This window comes from Bradyrhizobium sp. SZCCT0148, assembly GCF_018129985.1.
In the GTDB taxonomy this organism is placed as follows: domain Bacteria; phylum Pseudomonadota; class Alphaproteobacteria; order Rhizobiales; family Xanthobacteraceae; genus Bradyrhizobium; species Bradyrhizobium japonicum_H.
On the sequence record NZ_JAFCKT010000005.1, the window covers coordinates 198325 to 212729 of the forward strand.

Annotated in this window: 13 protein-coding genes; 8 read left to right on the plus strand and 5 right to left on the minus strand. The window is 64.6% G+C overall.

Going from position 1 to position 14405, the window contains the following annotated elements:
• The first annotated feature begins 1 nt into the window (after nucleotide 1).
• The 3 genes from JQ580_RS17885 to JQ580_RS17895 all read left to right on the plus strand — a co-directional run bounded on the left by JQ580_RS17885 (nucleotide 2) and on the right by JQ580_RS17895 (nucleotide 2105).
• Entirely contained in the window at nucleotides 2–793 is a 792-nt protein-coding gene (locus tag JQ580_RS17885) for an ABC transporter substrate-binding protein (protein ID WP_212281368.1), read from the plus strand.
• A gap of 150 nt (nucleotides 794–943) precedes the next feature.
• Nucleotides 944–1126: a hypothetical protein gene (locus JQ580_RS17890; RefSeq protein ID WP_212281369.1), complete on the plus strand. Its 183-nt coding sequence runs from the start codon at nucleotides 944–946 to the stop codon at nucleotides 1124–1126.
• Between the two features lie 208 nt (nucleotides 1127–1334).
• Nucleotides 1335–2105, plus strand: a complete 771-nt coding sequence (locus tag JQ580_RS17895; RefSeq protein ID WP_212281370.1) for an outer membrane protein — start codon at nucleotides 1335–1337, stop codon at nucleotides 2103–2105.
• Nucleotides 2106–2222: 117 nt separating this feature from the next.
• On the opposite strand, the gene JQ580_RS17900 is transcribed toward JQ580_RS17895, so the two are convergent.
• From JQ580_RS17900 to JQ580_RS17910, 3 genes are all read right to left on the minus strand, one after another.
• Nucleotides 2223–3290, minus strand: coding sequence for a hypothetical protein (locus JQ580_RS17900; protein ID WP_212281371.1), 1068 nt, complete (start codon nucleotides 3288–3290; stop codon nucleotides 2223–2225).
• 88 nt (nucleotides 3291–3378) lie between these two features.
• Entirely contained in the window at nucleotides 3379–4869 is a 1491-nt protein-coding gene (locus JQ580_RS17905; RefSeq protein WP_212281372.1) for a flavin-containing monooxygenase, read from the minus strand.
• A gap of 99 nt (nucleotides 4870–4968) precedes the next feature.
• Nucleotides 4969–5418, minus strand: a complete 450-nt coding sequence (locus JQ580_RS17910; RefSeq protein ID WP_212281373.1) for a cupin domain-containing protein — start codon at nucleotides 5416–5418, stop codon at nucleotides 4969–4971.
• Nucleotides 5419–5607: 189 nt separating this feature from the next.
• Here JQ580_RS17910 and JQ580_RS17915 point away from each other — a divergent pair, with 189 nt between their 5' ends.
• The gene (locus JQ580_RS17915; RefSeq protein ID WP_212281374.1) at nucleotides 5608–6633 is read left to right on the plus strand and encodes an AraC family transcriptional regulator; all 1026 of its coding nucleotides are present in this window, start codon (nucleotides 5608–5610) and stop codon (nucleotides 6631–6633) included.
• 9 nt (nucleotides 6634–6642) lie between these two features.
• On the opposite strand, the gene JQ580_RS17920 is transcribed toward JQ580_RS17915, so the two are convergent.
• Nucleotides 6643–8505, minus strand: coding sequence for an ATP-binding protein (locus tag JQ580_RS17920; protein WP_212281375.1), 1863 nt, complete (start codon nucleotides 8503–8505; stop codon nucleotides 6643–6645).
• A gap of 129 nt (nucleotides 8506–8634) precedes the next feature.
• Nucleotides 8635–9267, minus strand: a complete 633-nt coding sequence (locus tag JQ580_RS17925; protein ID WP_212281376.1) for a cupin domain-containing protein — start codon at nucleotides 9265–9267, stop codon at nucleotides 8635–8637.
• 217 nt (nucleotides 9268–9484) lie between these two features.
• Between JQ580_RS17925 and JQ580_RS17930 the strand changes: the two genes are divergently transcribed.
• From JQ580_RS17930 to JQ580_RS17945, 4 genes are read left to right on the plus strand one after another with little or no spacing between them, the layout of a single operon-like run.
• Nucleotides 9485–11173: a peptide ABC transporter substrate-binding protein gene (locus JQ580_RS17930; RefSeq protein ID WP_212281377.1), complete on the plus strand. Its 1689-nt coding sequence runs from the start codon at nucleotides 9485–9487 to the stop codon at nucleotides 11171–11173.
• 27 nt (nucleotides 11174–11200) lie between these two features.
• Nucleotides 11201–12151 (plus strand): ABC transporter permease, encoded by a 951-nt coding sequence (locus tag JQ580_RS17935; RefSeq protein WP_212281378.1) that lies wholly within the window; start codon nucleotides 11201–11203, stop codon nucleotides 12149–12151.
• A gap of 3 nt (nucleotides 12152–12154) precedes the next feature.
• The gene (locus JQ580_RS17940; RefSeq protein ID WP_212281379.1) at nucleotides 12155–13030 is read left to right on the plus strand and encodes an ABC transporter permease; all 876 of its coding nucleotides are present in this window, start codon (nucleotides 12155–12157) and stop codon (nucleotides 13028–13030) included.
• 39 nt (nucleotides 13031–13069) lie between these two features.
• Entirely contained in the window at nucleotides 13070–14398 is a 1329-nt protein-coding gene (locus JQ580_RS17945; RefSeq protein ID WP_212281380.1) for an NAD(P)/FAD-dependent oxidoreductase, read from the plus strand.
• Nucleotides 14399–14405: the final 7 nt, after the last annotated feature.

Consider the following 14405-nt stretch of genomic DNA (forward strand, 5'->3'; position numbering starts at 1 on the left):
CATGCCAACGTCCCTTCAGTCGGCCCTTGTCGGCCTCGGTCTCGCAGCGATGGTCGCCATGCCGGCGCTAGCAGACGGCTCGAAGGACGAGATCGCGCCGACCGGCAGACTGCGGGTCGCGATCGCCATCAGTCCCGCAGGCGGGGCGTTCTGGTCGACCAAAACCGAAGCCGGCTATGCCGGCGTCCCCGTCGATCTCGGCAAGGCGATGGCCGCACAGCTCGGCGTCCCCGTCGAATATGTCGTGCATCAGAATTCCGGGCAGATCACCGACGCCGCGTCGAAAGGCACCTGGGACGTCACCTGGCTCCCGAAGGATCCCGAGCGCGAAACCAAAATGATGTTCGGCCCGATCTACGAGGTCGCGGACGCCACCTACATCGTCAAGCCTGGCTCGAACGTCACCAATTTTGCGACGCTCGACCAACCGGGAATCAAGGTCGCCGCCGTCAACGCCACGACGACCATGCGTGGCGCCATCGCGCATCTGAAGCAGGCCAAGGTCACGGGCTATCAGACCTATGACGAGATCTTCGGGCTGCTGAGGAGCGGCGAGATCGACGCTTTCGCATTGTCGCGCGATCAGCTCAACAAGATGGCCCAGAAGATTCCGGGGACAAAGGTGCTGGACGAGACGTTCAAGAAGACGGTGACGGCCGTCGCCGTCCCGCTCGGCCACCAGCAGGCATTGACCTTCGTCACAAAGTTCATGACGGAGGCGACGACCAACGGCATGCTGCGCAAGGCCTATGACGATAATGGCCTCAAGGACGCGCCGATCCGGACGGAGTAGGCTTGAGTGGGGTGAGACGCCCGATTGGTCGCCTAGTCTTTACGGCCATTTGCAGGATCGTTTCGCCCGGGCACGAGTTCTCCTCGTCTCGGACTGGGTGTGATCCAAGATCGACTTCCTCTCGTTCCAATCGTCGAGGGAAGCTGTCCTATGAACCAAACGTCGCTTGCAAAGATCTGCCAGGAAATGGCCGGCCGGGTGCTCGAGCTTCAGCGTGGCCTCAACACACCTGAGCGGCGGTTGGAATTGGCCGATGAACTTCATGCCACGATCGAGAAGTACCTCGCGTTCGAAAAGCGAAAGAACCGTTTTGCGGTGCGGAAAGACAGATAGCGCCGCCTCTGCCAGGCCTGAGTTCCGGAATGCGCAATGCACCGGCGCTGTGCTTCATTGATTTGTTTGGGCTTTTCGTTCTGAACGTTCAGAGTTGGGAGGAACTCTCGTGGCCCAACGTCCAGCCAGCCCGTGTTTTCACGGTTACAGCGAAGCGCCGCTCAATGGTGTCTAGTTGTTACGGCATTTCAGCCCAAGGGGACTAGACATGAAAAAAACAATGCTTGCCGGTGTCGCAGTGGCGGCACTGGCGTTGAGTACCCATGCTCACGCCGCTGATATGGCGGCAAGGCCCTACGTTAAGGCGCCGCCGCCCGCGGTCGCGGCGGTTTACGATTGGAGCGGCTTCTACATCGGCGGCAACGGCGGATACGGCACCAGCCGCAACTGCTGGGACTTCGTGAGCTTCGCCGGTGTCCCCGCTACGGCAAGCGAGGGATGTCACGATGCAGACGGCGCCGTCGCGGGCGGTCAGGTCGGATATCGCTGGCAGTCGGCGTCCTGGGTTTTCGGATTGGAAGCGCAGGGTGATTGGGCCGACTTGAACGGATCGCGGGTGTCGTCGCCTGCCTTCGTGTTCGCGCCGGGCGACCTCACCATCAACTCCCGGGTTCGTGCCTTCGGTCTTTTCACGGGCCAGGTCGGTTGGGCTTGGAACAACATGCTGCTCTATGCCAAGGGCGGCGCGGCCGTAGTGGATAGCCGCTATACCCACACCTTCACGGCAACCAATGCGTTGATCAACTCCAGCAGCGATACGCGGTGGGGAGCTACCGTCGGCGTCGGCGTGGAGTACGGTTTCGCTCCCAATTGGTCGGTCGGCGTGGAATATGATCACATCTTCCTCGATCGTCGGACCTTGGGCTTTGCGGCCGCCCCTGCAGGGGTTGCCACGACCAACAGCATCGGTCAGGACCTCGATATCGTCACTGCGCGTATCAACTATCGCTTCGGCGGGCCGGGCTTGTCGCGTTACTGAGGGCCACTGGTCCGGCCGCGGATTCGTCATCAATGATCCCGGCGGCTTAAGAATGAGGAGGAGGGCGACCGATCAAGCCGGTCGCCCTTCGCACGAACAGGCTTCCCTGGCGCGACCCTACTGTCCCCTGATCTCCGCGTATTTCGCCATCGCTTTCTCGAACTTGCGGTTGAACAGCCACATTGCCGCGAGGATCTCGCGGTAGCTGGCCGAGGTTTTCGCCCGGTCGGCCTGTCCAAACGCAAAGATGCTGTTGTTGCGCAGGTGCTTCATGACCGTGGGGCTCGACACCCTGTAGTTCAGGAGATCACCCGATTTCAGGGCCGCGCGCGTCGGCGTCGGCACGATCTGGATCAGCTCGAACAGCTTCATCTGGTCGATCGCATCGGGCAACGTCTTCACGATCCCCCGAATCTCGCGGAACACATCCGCATGCGCGTTCATCAAGCCGTCGCGCACGTTGGTCCAGTGGTTGAAGCGGAGATCGGTGCCGCGGGCCCGAGCCTCCTCCTTGTCGTCGCGCGCGCTCAAGGCCGGATCGATCGCGGCGACCTCGCCCTTGATGGCCTGCCATCTCCTGTGGCCGTTGCGGTCTTCGGAGGGGCCGGTCTGGAAACTGCCCATATAGGTGTTCGAGCGGCCGTTGCGGACGTTTTGCTTGCCGTTGGTCTCGGCAAAGAACAGCCCGAGGCTGATGCGTCCCGCAGCTGCTGCGTGGTCAGGCGAAAGTCCCTTGGCGCGCGCGATCGCCGTGGCGAGATCGACGACGTCCTTGAACGGCGTCGCCGAATTCTGCGCATTGGCGGGCGGCGCCTCCATGACGTCGAACAATTTCGAATATTCGTCGATCAGCGGTTCGATGTCGGCATCGAAATAGGCGGGAGGGATCTCGAACTTGTTGGGCCGGCCGATCCGCGACGGAATGGCATCGGTGAGATCCTTGTAAGTGCTGATGACCGCAACGCGGGCGAGATAGAGGGCCTGTCCCGGCAGGTTCGGCAACGGCTGCTTCGCCTCGATCTGGCGCCGCCGCTCGGCGAGGATCGACTTGAAGTCGGCGAGCGCCTTGTCGTAGGCAACCACCGCCTCGGATTGCTTCGGAGTGAGTGCGCGCTGTTGTGCGACGGCGGGCACCGCGACGAAGAAGGCAACAGCCGCAAAAATTGCAAGACGTCTGGATCCCATGGCTGGTTCCTGTCGATTCGGTGGCCAGGGGATCGTAAGCATCACAGGCGAGGGCTGGCGAGATGCAAATTCCGCTCAGCCGGACTTCTTATGCCGCCCGGTAATCCGGCGCTGTCGCCAGGAATTTCGCATAGGCGTCCGCATCCGGCGGCTGGAAGCGTCCTCTGAGCCCGCCGCGCTTCTGCGTCTTTGCGCCGATGTCGGCCATCAGCTCGTCGAAATGGCGGAAGTGATGGGGCGCGACGCAGAGGCCGCCATAGACGCCCGCGGCCGGCCGTTCGACGCGCTTGAAGTGCAGCATCATCTCGATGTTGTCGTGCATCTGGCGCGCCGTCGGCTGGTTGGCGAGCTGGCCGTCGGCATAGCGCACCAGCCAGTTGGCGGCGAGGTCGGCGCAGAGCACGGTGCAGAAGGAAGAGTTGAAGCCGACGAAGCCGAGCTCGGGCAAATCGGGATTGGCGATCAGGCGGTAGAGCCGGTACTGCCCGTCGGCGTCGACCAGCTTCTGCCTGTAAGCCTCGGGCAGGAACGGCACGCCGAGCTTGTAGCCGATCGCAAGCACGGCGACATCCGCGCCGACACGCTCGCCGCCGCTCATCACGATGCTGTCGCCTTCGTAACGATCGAACGTGCCGAACACGGCCTTGATGCGTCCGTCCGCGACCATTGGATAGAAGCCTGGCGTTGCGATCGGCACCGAGCAGTTGACGCCGTCCTCGATCCGCTCCTTCGGCACCATGTTGCAGCGGCCAAGCTTGAGCTGTGCCTTCAACAGGCTCTCCAGCCCGCGCCAGTTCGCCCACACCAGCGGCGCGGCGATGCGATGCGCGAGCCGTCCCATCGCGCTGATGCCCCAACCCGGAAACATCTCCTCCTGCGCGCGGATATATAAAATGCGCTTGAAGTTGACGAGCCCGCCGATGAAATAGGGGATGCGCCAGACCGGCTCGCGCATCACGATGGTCACCTCGCGCGCGCCCGATTTCACGGCGTTGACCGCGATGTCGGTCGCCGATTTCGAGCCGCCGAGCACGACGATACGGCGTCCTTTCGCCAGCACGGGATCGCCGTATTTCGACGAATGCAGGATCTGGCCGCCCTGTGCGACAAAGCCGTCCTCGCCGGGGCAATGCAGCTCGCGCGGCTCGTTGAACTGCCCGGTGCAGACCGCGACGAAATCGAAATCCTCGCTTGTGCCTCTGCCGTCCTTGGCCTTCAGCGCCACCGTCCAGCCCGGCTTGCCGTCTGCGCGCCGCGCCATGCCGGCGACCTCGATGCCGAGGCGGAGCATGCGGTCGAGACCGAAGCTCTTGGCGTAATCGGCGAGATAGGCATGAACCTGCGGCCCGGTCGGCCATTCCGGATAGGCCTCCGGCATGGCGCGGTCGGTGTAGCGATAGAGCTCCTTCGGGCTCTGGGTCTGCACATCGGGATAGGAGCGCGCCGGCTCCCAGACGCCGCCGAGATCTCCGCTGCGCTCGACGATGGTGACGCGGTGGCCGCGGCTCGAGAACGCCTTGGCGGCGGCGAGGCCGGAGACGCCGGCGCCGATCACGCAGACATGTTTGGGGCTGACCATGGGATTGCTCGCAATCGACGTGTGTTTCGCGCGCAAGCGGCCTCGTTCGGCCGCTAGGCGCGGCCGGCGGTGCTGCAAGCCGATGAATGGACGAGGAGGCTAGTCGTTGGCCTCGGGCGGCAGGAAGTCGACCTCGTGCAGCGCCGAGATGCGCACGACCTCGGCAGGGTCGGTCAGATTGTGCAGCTGCTCGAACAGCGCCTCCAGCTTCTGCATCGGCGAGACCCAGAACAGCGCGCGGCACGGCTTGTCGGATTTGTTGAAATAGCCGTGCGGGATGCCGCGCGGCATGCGCACGAGATCGCCGGCATGAGCCTTGACCCAGACGCCATCGAGCTTGAGGTCGAGTGTGCCTTCCTGCACCAGGATGAACTCGTCCTGGGTCGGATGGATGTGCACCGGCACGAACTGGCCGGGATCGCTGTTGGTTTCGAACGCGAAGGTGGAGTCGGTGATGGCCTTGGGGAAATAGACCTGGCCCAGAATATTCCAGCTTTTGCCGCCATAGCCCGTGCCGTTAGCGGTAATGCCTTTTTCGAGTGCAGTCATCGCATGCTCCCATTGGATTCCGGCGAGGTTGGAGCTTCGGCCAACAAAGGGGCGCCTGTCTATCCGCTAAACGAATCCGCGAAGCGCCTGCTGCCGTGCAGCATGACGATTTTGCAGATACCGCCCTTTTCGTATGCGGGGAATTATTATAGGTTTAAAATAATTCCGTGACGCGAAGCGTGATCGATAATGTCCGCAGCCGTGCTGGAAATGAGCGCAAGGACGCCGGCGGCTGAACGGCTCGCGGATTTCGCCCGCGTCACCACTGACGATGTCGACGAGGCGGCCGACCAGATCGGGCGCATCTTCTGCCCACACGATCTCAAGCCTGCAAGGGCGCGTGCGACCGGCTTCTCGGCCCGGCACAATTGCGCCGCCTTCGACGGCTTCTCGATCAATTACGTCGCCTATGGTGGATCGGTCGGCATCGATCCCGGCTGCCTCGAGCGCTTTTTCCTGGTGCAAGTCCCGCTCGCGGGCACGGCCTTGATTCGCGCCGGCACGACCAGGCTCGAGGCCGTGCCGGAGCGGACGGCATCGCTGCTGTCGCCGACGATCCCGACCCGGATGATGTGGCGCGACTGCGCGCAGGCGATCCTGCTGTTCGATCGCCGCATGGTCGAACAGCGCGCAGCCGCGCTGTCGGGCAGGGTGTCAGGCACGGTCGAGTTCGATCCAGTGATCGATTTGGATACTCCGGCCGGGCGGGCGCTGAAAACCAGCCTCGCCGAGCTGATGCTGCTGGCCGAGCGTCTCGGTCCTTCCGGACGGCTGTCGGCGGTCGCGATGGCCGATTGGCGGGAGCTGCTGCTCGATCGCCTGCTCAACGGCCAGCGTCATGGCCTGTCGAATGCTATTCAAACGTTCTCAGGGCGGGCCGAGCGGCTGCCGCGCGCACTCCGCACGGCGCGGGAGCACCTGGCCGACAATGCCGGCGAGCCGCTCGACCTCGCGCAGCTCGCCTGCGCTTCCGGCATCGGCATCCGTGCGCTGCAGCTCGGCTTCCGCCGTCACTTCGGCCTGTCGATCTCGCAAATGCTGCTGGATATGCGTCTCGCCGAGCTCCACGCCCGCCTCGGGCAAGGATCGCCCGATGCCTCCATCACCGACATCGCCTTCGACCTCGGCTTTACCCATCTCGGCCGCATGGCTGGCGCCTATCGCCAAAAATTCGGCGAGACGCCCTCGGCGACGCTGCGTCGACGGATGAGCTAGGTGAGAGAGCTATTTCCGCGATCGCGTCGCGTCGTCTTCCGCCGCCTGCCTGCGCAGGAAAGCCTCGACATCGGCCTGCACCGAGTAGGGCGTCGGGATCGCGTCGCCGGCGGAATCGACGGCGGTGTCGAGGCAGCGGCGCAGCATGCGGGCGAGCTCGGCCTTGCGATAGGGCTTTCTCAAGAGCGGTGCGCCCATCGTGGCGCGGCTTTGCGCGTGCACCGAGTCGTAGGCGTAGCCCGAGGTGAACAGCACGCGCAGTGACGGCCGCGCCGCCACCATCTGCTCGGCGAGCTCGCGTCCGTTCATGCCGCCGGCCATCACGATGTCGGTGAAGAGCAGGTCGAACGGCGTGCCTTCGGCCGCAATCGCGAGCGCCTCGGTCGCATTGGCGGCCGGGATAACCTTGTAGCCGAGGCCTTCGAGCTGGACGGTGACGTAGTGGCGGACGTCGCGGTCGTCCTCGACGCAGAGTACGGTTTCCTTGCCTCCCACGATCTTGCGGTCGTCATAGCCGGTCGGGCGCAGCGCGCTCATCTCCGCCTTCGGCAAATAGAGCGTGAAGACCGTGCCACGGCCTTCCTCGGAGGCGACCTTGAGGCCGCCGCCGGACTGCTTGACGAAGCCGAACACCATGCTGAGCCCGAGACCGGTGCCCTTGCCGACCTCCTTCGTCGAGAAGAACGGATCGAAGATCCGCTCCAGGATGGCCTGGGGAATGCCGCTGCCGCTATCGGCGATCTCGATCTCGACATAGTCGCCGGCGTAGCCGGCGCCGACCGCAATTGCCTCGCGCACGCCGAATACGACATTGCGCGCCGTCAGCGTCAGTCTGCCGCCGTCCAGCATGGCGTCGCGGGCGTTGATGGCGAGGTTGAGCAGTGCCGAACTCAGCTGGCCGCGGTCGGCATAGGCGAGCCAGACGTTGCGGTCGAGACGGGTGACGATCTCGATCTTCTTGTCGAAGGTCGCCAGCAGAAGCTTGGCGAGTTCTTCGAGCAGTTGGTTGACGTCGATCTCGCCCGGCTGCAGCGCCTGTTTGCGGGCAAACGACAACAGGCTCGACGTGAGCGCAGCGCCGCGATCTGCGGCCTCGCTGATCAGCTTGGTGATGGTCGCAAGCGGCGGGTTGTCCCTGACGGCGTCGGCGAGAATCTCGATCGTGCCGGTGATCACGGTGAGCATGTTGTTGAATTCGTGCGCAATGCCGCCGGTGAGCTGTCCGACCGCTTCCATCTTCTGGGACTGCACCAGCTGCTCCTCGGCCGCGCGCTTCCGGGTGATGTCCCTGACGAAGGTGTTGACGATGACGCGTCCGCCCAGCCGCAACACCGTGCTGGAAGCCTCGGCCAGGATCTGGTCGCCGTTCCTGTGGACCAGGTTGAGCTCGAAGCGCAGGCCGGAAGGTGTGTCCGACAATTCCGGAATTAGCCGCGCCATGCGTTGCCTGAAGCCGGCGCGCAGCGGCTTGGCGACGATGAGATCGACGACGTCAGCGCCGAGCGCCTCCTGGCGCGTCCATCCGGTCAGGGCTTCGGCCTGAAAACTCCACTCAAGCACAGCGCCGCTGTCGTCGATCTGGATGAAGGCATCGAGCGCGGTCTTGACGACGGCTTGCATCATCTGCGCGCCGTCGCTGCGGGCCTGCGACAGCTCGGCCGATTGGGTCGCGGCGCGCTTGTCCTCTGACGCCTCAATCGCGCGTGTGCAGAGCCGCGCGAGCACGACGGCAACGGCGGCGCTTGCGATGAGGGCCGCGACCTGAGCATTGCCGAACCCGGGTCCGGGCACGGCATAGGAGGCGAGGATGGCCGCTGCGGTCACGACGACCTGTGCAGCCATCGCGAGTGTCAGAAGCCCCCTGGGTCTCATGGTCTCCCACCAACGACGTCCGGTACGGACTCCCATGTCCGCCCGGCGGATGACTCCGGCCTCACGTGAGCTACAGATTCAATGAGGCGGCGTCGAGGGCAATTTCCGACGGTACCGGGTGGCAGCGCTTCAACCTGCGGGCGGGCTGGTCTGGCGCAGCGTCGTCACCCAGATCACGCGCGCCGTCTGCTGGGTCGGGTTGTCGAACATGTGCGGCACGGTGCTCGGAAAGCGGAAACTGTCGCCGGCTTCCAGCACATGGGCCTGGTTGTCGAGCCACAGCCGCAGGCTGCCCGACAAAATGTAGCCGGCCTTCTCGCCGGTGTGCTGCAGGAAGTCGGTGCCGGACGAGGCGCCGGGATTGAGCGTGAGCTCGTAGAGCTCGAGCTGGCCCTTGCCTTCCGGCGTTAGCGCTTCCTTGACGACGCCGCTGGCAGTGAGGCGCAGCAGCCGCCTGGCGTTCTTGCGCACGATATAGCGCTGCACGTCGGCGGGATCGCTGGTCTCGAAGAAGTACGAGATGGGAACATCGAGCGCGATGCTGAGCAGGCGCAGCGTCCGTATCGACGGCATGGCGCGCGCGCGTTCGAGCTGACTGATCATGCCGGTGGACAGGCCGGTCTTGTTGGCGACGTCCTGGATGGAGAAGCCGGCGCGCTGGCGCAGCAGCCGCACGGTTTCGCCAAGGCGCTGGTCGACCGCATCGTCCGGCTCGATCGTCGGGGCGTCTTTCGGACTATTCGTGTCGCCGCGACCATCCATGTCGCTCTCCCATGCATCATCTTGAGCCCAAGCCATGATCGGGCCGGACTTCAGTCAAAGTGAAAAGGTCGCGCATACTAGCAATGCGATTGACAGCTGTATTTAGTCATGGTGAAATTTTATCTGAAAAAGTTAGAAGCACTAAAGCCCACTCCTGTCCCTTGCCGGGGTCTCGGGGCGCGGGAGACGGTGCCGCGTGCGGGAACGGAGACTGGTCATGGCAGACAGCACCGGCACATTCCGCGGTGGCGGATCGCACTTCGGCATTCCAAATCGCCGGCAGATCCTTCAGCTCGGCGCCGGCGCCGCAGCAGGATGGACGCTTTCAGGCAGTGCCTTTGCCCAGACCGAACGTCCAACCAATCCGCCGGACAAGCCGCGCGGGCAGGTGATTGCGGCGCTGTCGCAGGAGCCGACCGTCTTTCATCCCTTGATGCCAGGCATCGAGGTCGACCAAGGCATCTGGTGGCAGGTGTTTTCGCCGCTCTGGTACATCGAGCCCGACGGCAAGTTCGTCCCCGACCTCGCGCGAGAAGTCCCGACCATCGAGAATGGCGGACTTTCGGCTGACGGCCTGACCTGGAAGATCAAGCTGCGCAGCGACGTGAAGTGGCACGACGGCACGCCGTTCACGGCCGAGGACGTCAAGTTCTCGCTCGATCTGATCAACAATCCCGATTTCCGCGTGCGCAACCGCGTCGGCCATAGCCTCGTCAAGGACATCAAGGTGGTCGCACCCGACGAGATCCACTGGCGCATGGAAGCTCCCTATTCGCCCTACATGTCGATCCTGTCGCTCACTTTCATCGTGCCGAAACACATCCTGGAGAAGGTGACCGATCCGAATGCCTCGCCGTTTCACAACGCACCGGTTGGCACCGGTCCATTCCGCTGGGCCGAGCGCGTGCCCGGCGACCACATTCAGTTGAATGCCCATGCCGGCTATCACGGCAAGGGACCTTACGTCGAACGCGTGGTGTTCAAATACATTCCTGATCTCACCGTGCTCTACACCCAGTTCCGCACCGGTCAGGTCGACTACACCGGCCTGCAAGGCATCCTGCCGAACTTCGTGCAGGAAGCGAAGACGCTGAAGGGCCGCAAGATTTTCGTCTCGTCGACCTCCTCGGTGGAGCACATCGCGCCCAATCTGGAGTTCGGCCCGTTCGCCGATCGCAGCGTGCGCGAGGCGCTGTATCTCGCCATCAACAAGCAGGCGATCATCGACGCGCTGAATTACGGCCTGCCGACGCAGACCGAGAGTTTCGTGCCGCAGCAGGCCTGGTCGTTCCAGCAGGGGTTGCCGCAACACAAATACGATCCCGCCAAGGCCAACGCGCTGCTCGATGCTGCGGGGTGGACGCGTGGCTCCGGCGGCGTGCGCGAGAAAGGCGGCGTCAAGCTCGAATTCACCAATTCGACCACGTCAGGTAATGCGGTGCGCGAGCAGACCCAGCAGCTCCTGGTGCAGGACTGGCGCGCGATCGGCGCCGCGATGCGCGTCAACAACATGCCGGCCGCAGTGATCTGGGGCGACTTCTGGCAGCAGTCGAAGTTCAACTCAGTGATCGTGGGTGTGAACTTCATGCTGGGCAGTGATCCCGATGTGACGCCGCGCTTCGGCTCCGGCGCGATTCCCGCCAAGGGCGGCCGCGGCTATAACACCTATCAGTATAAGAGCCCCGAGGCCGATCGCCTGCTGGCCGAAGGCGCCAGGCAGTTCGATATCGCGCAGCGCAAGATCATCTATGGCGACCTGCAGAAGCTGATCCGCAACGACCTTGCGATCCTGCCGCTGTTCCAGGGCTTTATTGCCGAGGGCGTGAAGGAGGGGCTGCAGGGCTTCCGGCCCAACATCAACACCTCCAGCAATTGCTGGAACATCCGCGAATGGTACTGGGCCTGATGCACAGGGTTTGCTGGGCAGCCTGAGATGGCCCGATACGTCGTCAACCGCCTGGCACAGGCGATCATGCTGCTGGTGATCGTCTCCGCGATCGGCTTCGCCATCCTGCATCTTGCGCCGGGCGGGCCGCTGTCGCAATTCGCGGCCTCCGCGCAGATGACGCAGGAAGATCTCGACCGCGTCACCAAACAGCTCGGGCTGGATCGGCCGCTGCCGGTCCAGTATCTCGACTGGTTCGGTCGCATGTTGAAGGGCGATTGGGGCAAGTCCTATCGCGACGGCGAGGCGGTGCTGGCGGTGATCTCCTCGCATCTGGGCGCCACGCTCGAACTGATGGCGACGGCGACGATCATCGCGGTGCTGCTCGGATGCTGGATCGGCATCCTCGGCGCGCTCAAGCGATACTCGCTGTTCGACACGCTCGCGACCGTCGGCGCGATGATCGCGCTGTCGATCCCGACCTTCTGGTTCGGCCTCGTCACCATCTACGTGTTCTCGGTCAAGCTCGGCTGGCTGCCGGCCGGCAACCGTCAGACCGTCGGCGACGGCTCCTTCCTCGACCTGCTGCATCATCTGATCGCGCCGGCGATGGTGTTGGCGCTGGTCGAGACCGCGATGTGGGGGCGCTTCATGCGGTCCTCGATGCTCGAGGTCATCAACCAAGACTACATCCGCACCGCGCGTGCCAAGGGCATACCGGAATGGCGTATCCTCACCGTGCACGCGTTGCGTAACGCGCTGCTGCCGATGATTACCGTGGCGGGCCTGCAGTTTCCGACGCTGCTCGGCGGCGCGCTGGTGGCCGAGACCGTGTTCACCTGGCCCGGCATGGGGCGGCTGTTCCTCGATTCCATCGGCTATCGCGACTATCCCGTGGTGATGGGCATCCTGATGTTCTCGGCGACGATGGTGCTGATCGGCTCGCTGCTCGCCGACATCCTCTATGCGGTCGTCGATCCGCGCATCCGGGTGGGCTAGGCGATGGCGACCGCAACGCTCTCCACCGTCCAGCTCGCGCCCGGCCAGGCCGCATGGCGGCGCTTCCGCCGACACCGTCTGGCGCTTGCCGGCGCCGTGATCATTCTGGTGCTGGTGCTCGGTTCGGCGTTCGGGCCTTATCTGCTGCCGTTCGACGACACCTACATCGACATCATGAAGCGGTTCGCGCCGCCGCTCTCCGGCGCGCACATCCTCGGCACCGACGAGCTCGGCCGCGACGTGCTGGCGCGGCTGATGATGGGTGGACGCGTCTCGCTTTCGATCGGCATCGTCGCGATGGTGATGGCGATGGCTGTCGGCATCGTCGTCGGCGCCTTCGCCGGCTTCTATGGCGGCGTGGTCGGCGCGGTGCTGATGCGGCTCGTCGATGCGGTGCTGTGCTTCCCGACCATCTTCCTGCTGCTGGCGCTGGCGGCGCTCACCGAGCCCGGCCTCGTCACCACCACCGTGCTGATCGCGGCGACGGCCTGGATGGCCGTGGCCCGCGTCGTCGAGGCCCAGGTCCGTTCGCTGCGCGAGCGTGAATTCGCCGTTGCCGCGCTTGCCTTCGGCTCGTCGAACCTGCGCATCATGTTCCGCGAACTGGTGCCCAACGCGATCGCGCCGATCGTGGTCGCGGCGACGCTGAACGTGGCGAAAGCGATCCTGCTGGAATCCTACGTGAGCTATCTCGGCTACGGCATCCAGCCGCCGGCGGCGAGCTGGGGCAACATGCTCAACAACGCGCAGATCTATCTCACCAGCGCGCCGTGGCTCGCGATTGCGCCGGGTCTCGCCATCACGCTGGCCGTGACCAGCTTCAACTTCCTCGGGGACGGGCTGCGTGACGCGCTCGATCCGCGCATGAACATCCCGTGACGGCAACAATTCAATCGAACCGACCTCCAGGAGTGCTTCATGTCCCCGCCACTCAACCGCATCAACAGCGATGAACGCCTGCCCGCACAGGTGGATGTCGTCGTCATCGGCGGCGGCGTGATCGGCGTCTCCGCGGCCTATCATCTGGCGAAAAAGAGCCTTTCGGTCGCATTGGTCGAGAAGGGCCATGTCGGCGGCGAGCAGTCGAGCCGCAATTGGGGCTGGTGCCGTCAGCAGGGCCGCGCGCGAGAGGAGATTCCGCTGGCCCGCGAGGCGCTGCGGCTGTGGGAAGATATGCAGAACGACGCCGGCGTCGATGCCGGCTTCCGCCGCACCGGCGTGTTGTTTCTGACCAAGAACAAGGATGAGCTTGCAAGCTGGGAGCGCTGGGCCGCGGTCGCCCGCGAGATGCAGGTCCACTCGACCGTGCTGACGCCTGCCGAGGTCGCCGAGCGCATGCCGGGCAATACCGACGCATGGGTCGGGGGGCTGCACACGCCGAGCGACGGCCGCGCCGAACCGTCGATGGCGGTGCCCGCGCTCGCCACCGCCGCGCGAAAGCACGGCGTCACCATCCACCAGGCCTGCGCCGCGCGCGGGCTGGAGACGACGGGCGGGAAGGTCAGCGCCGTCGTCACCGAGAAGGGCACCATCCGCACGCAATCCGTGCTGTTGTCAGGCGGCGCGTGGTCGTCGCTGTTCTGCCGGCGTCACGGCATCGAGCTGCCGATCGGCCTCGTCAACGCCACCGCGTGCCGCACCACGCCGGGACCGGAGATCACCTCGGGTGCGCTCGGCACCGATTTCTACTGCATCCGCCGCCGCCTCGACGGCGGCTTTACGTTGGCGCTGCGCAACCGCGGCACGGTCGAGCTGTCGCCCGATCTGTTCCGTTACGCGCGCACCTTCTGGCCGACCTATCTGCATCGCAAGAACGGGCTGAAGCTGTCGCTCGGCAAGTCCTTCCTCGACCAGATCATGCGCGGCACCAGCTGGAATTTCGACAAGCCGTCGCCGTTCGAGACCGAGCGCGTGCGCGATCCCGCGCCCGACATGTCGCTGGTCAACGCCGCGCTGGCGTCGCTGATCAAGGCCAATCCGGAATTGAAGGACATCGAGATCGCGGAAGCCTGGGGCGGCACCATCGACTGTACGCCCGACACGATCCCGGTGATCTCGCCGGTCGACGCGCTGCCCGGCTTCTTCCTCGCCACCGGCTTCTCCGGCCACGGCTTTGGCATCGGCCCCGCCGCCGGCAAGCTTGCTGCCGACATCGTCACCGGCGCGACGCCGCTGGTCGATCCCGAGCCCTACAGCCACAAGCGCATGATCGACGGCCGGCGGCTCGCGCCGGTCAGTCCGTTCTGAGGGCCGC

Bases quoted from the DNA above. Each gene is read 5' to 3' on its own strand.
- JQ580_RS17885 (WP_212281368.1), top strand. From the start codon at position 2: ATGCCAACGTCCCTTCAGTCGGCCCTTGTCGGCCTCGGTCTCGCAGCG.
- JQ580_RS17890 (WP_212281369.1), top strand. From the start codon at position 944: ATGAACCAAACGTCGCTTGCAAAGATCTGCCAGGAAATGGCCGGCCGG.
- JQ580_RS17895 (WP_212281370.1), top strand. From the start codon at position 1,335: ATGAAAAAAACAATGCTTGCCGGTGTCGCAGTGGCGGCACTGGCGTTG.
- JQ580_RS17900 (WP_212281371.1), bottom strand. From the start codon at position 3,290: ATGGGATCCAGACGTCTTGCAATTTTTGCGGCTGTTGCCTTCTTCGTC.
- JQ580_RS17905 (WP_212281372.1), bottom strand. From the start codon at position 4,869: ATGGTCAGCCCCAAACATGTCTGCGTGATCGGCGCCGGCGTCTCCGGC.
- JQ580_RS17910 (WP_212281373.1), bottom strand. From the start codon at position 5,418: ATGACTGCACTCGAAAAAGGCATTACCGCTAACGGCACGGGCTATGGC.
- JQ580_RS17915 (WP_212281374.1), top strand. From the start codon at position 5,608: ATGTCCGCAGCCGTGCTGGAAATGAGCGCAAGGACGCCGGCGGCTGAA.
- JQ580_RS17920 (WP_212281375.1), bottom strand. From the start codon at position 8,505: ATGAGACCCAGGGGGCTTCTGACACTCGCGATGGCTGCACAGGTCGTC.
- JQ580_RS17925 (WP_212281376.1), bottom strand. From the start codon at position 9,267: ATGGATGGTCGCGGCGACACGAATAGTCCGAAAGACGCCCCGACGATC.
- JQ580_RS17930 (WP_212281377.1), top strand. From the start codon at position 9,485: ATGGCAGACAGCACCGGCACATTCCGCGGTGGCGGATCGCACTTCGGC.
- JQ580_RS17935 (WP_212281378.1), top strand. From the start codon at position 11,201: ATGGCCCGATACGTCGTCAACCGCCTGGCACAGGCGATCATGCTGCTG.
- JQ580_RS17940 (WP_212281379.1), top strand. From the start codon at position 12,155: ATGGCGACCGCAACGCTCTCCACCGTCCAGCTCGCGCCCGGCCAGGCC.
- JQ580_RS17945 (WP_212281380.1), top strand. From the start codon at position 13,070: ATGTCCCCGCCACTCAACCGCATCAACAGCGATGAACGCCTGCCCGCA.